1 protein-coding gene and 1 riboswitch are annotated in these 1747 nt (G+C 74.6%); the gene reads right to left on the bottom strand.

From position 1 onward, the window contains the following. On the bottom strand, positions 1-1270 hold a 1270-nt coding region (locus tag AA75_RS36385; protein WP_033824672.1), incomplete at its 3' end, for an AAA family ATPase. A gap of 241 nt (positions 1271-1511) precedes the next feature. Then, a riboswitch (SAM riboswitch) is annotated at positions 1512-1623 on the bottom strand. Positions 1624-1747: the final 124 nt, after the last annotated feature.

Below are 1747 nucleotides of genomic sequence, written 5' to 3'. Positions count from 1 at the left end.
CGCTCTCGCCCGCCGCCGTGACCGCCCAAGGGCTGCGCAACTGCCCCTCGGCCGCTCGCAGCTGCTCGGCCACCTGCTCGGCCGGCGCGCCCTCCCGGCCGAGCAGCTCGGCCGCCCGCCGGTGCAGCCGGGCCAGCTCGCCCGGCCGCAGCGCGGCGAGCAGGTCGCCGGCCGCCGTGGGATGCCGGAAGCCGCCGTCCACGAACAGCCCGGCCGCGTGCAGCAGATAGCTCGCCCGGGTGACCGAGTCCGGTACCAGGAGCAGCAGTTCGGCCAGCAGCTCGGGGCGGGCGGCCGATCCGAGCACCGCGACCCCGCGCGCGCAGCGCAGCGCCAGCGGGTCGATCCGGTGCAGGCAGTGCATCAGTCCGCGGCGGTAGCCCTCGCCCGCCACCAGCCCCGGACCCGCGGCCGCCGAGGCCGAAGCGGTGACCGCCGTCGCCACGTCCAGCCCCGACCCCGCGGCCTGCCCGGCCAGGGCGGCCCTGGCGGCGCGCTCCTGATCGTCCATCAGCGCATGCACCAGCAGCGGGTTCCCGCCGGTCAGCGCGTGCGCCTCGGCGGCCCACCGCTCGGCCGCCGCCGCACCGAAGCGCTCGCGGAACAGCTGCGCCACCTGCTCGCCCGACAGCAACTCCAGGCGGACGTGCCGGTGGTGCGGCTGCCGGGCGAGCTCGACCTCGAAGAACGGGAGCGGCGGGGTCATGGTCTCCCGCGAGCTGAGCACGGTGAGCACCGGCGCGCTGCGGGTCCGGCGCACCAGGTAGAGCAGGAACTCCAGCGACTGCGAGTCCGCGTCCTGCCTGTCGTCCACCGCGATCAGTACGGGGGCCCGCTCCGCCAGGGTCCGGACCAGGCAGAACAGCCCCTCCAGGGTGGCTTGGCCGAGCTGTCCGGAGCCGCCCTCGAACCCGCCGGCCGCAGCGCTCTCGGCGGCGCCGGCGGCGAGCAGCCGCTCCGCCGTGGCCGCCTCCTCCGGGTCAAGGTCCGCGCTCTGGAGCACTTGCCGGGCCAGGCCGAGCGGAAACTCCCGCTCCAGCGGCGACCCCGTGCCGACCAACACCTGCACGCCCTGGGCCGCCGCCAGGTCGGCCAGCGCGTAGAGCATCTCGCTGCGGCCGCTTCCGACCGATCCGTGCAGCACGGCGACACCGCCGGTGCCCGCCACACAGCGGTCGAGTGCCTGCCGGAGCAGGCCGAACTCGGTCTGCCGCCCGGCCGGCAGCGGTCTGGTCGGGTAGCGCGGGGAGGGCGAGGGAGAGCTGGACATCCGTACTCCTGGAGCAGAACACGCGGAGCGGCTCGAAGCCCGCCGCGCGGGAGGAATGAGAAGGCGGATGACGCGGCCGACGACGGACTGCCCGTCCGCCCCTACGGCCGCTCTCTCAGCGACAGAGTGCGCTGGCGCGCCGACTCAGGTCGACGTCGAGCCTGGCCACCAGCCTGAGGCACCGCATGCCCCGGCCGAATGCCGACTGCTCCACGATCTCTCTCCAGTTCTGCCCACCCCGGGCCTGCGCTTGTGACATGACAGCACGTCACCTGGCTTATCCCCGGGGCACCCCACCGCAGTGTGGGGGTTGCCAGTCAGCCGGCCGGGGCCTGGGGCTGACATTCTTCGCCGACCCCGAGTCTAGGAAGCCCCCACCAGCCCAGTCAATCGACCTCCCGCAGTACACCGCCGCACGGACTCTCCGGAACCGCAAGCATGTGACGCACCGACGTCTCGCCGCCACTGTCGGCCACT

Origin of the sequence: Kitasatospora sp. MBT63, from assembly GCF_000710465.2 — a bacterium.
Taxonomy (GTDB): Bacteria; Actinomycetota; Actinomycetes; order Streptomycetales; family Streptomycetaceae; genus Kitasatospora.
Note: the sequence above shows the minus strand (reverse complement) of the source record. Positions and strands in the feature narration are given on the sequence as shown.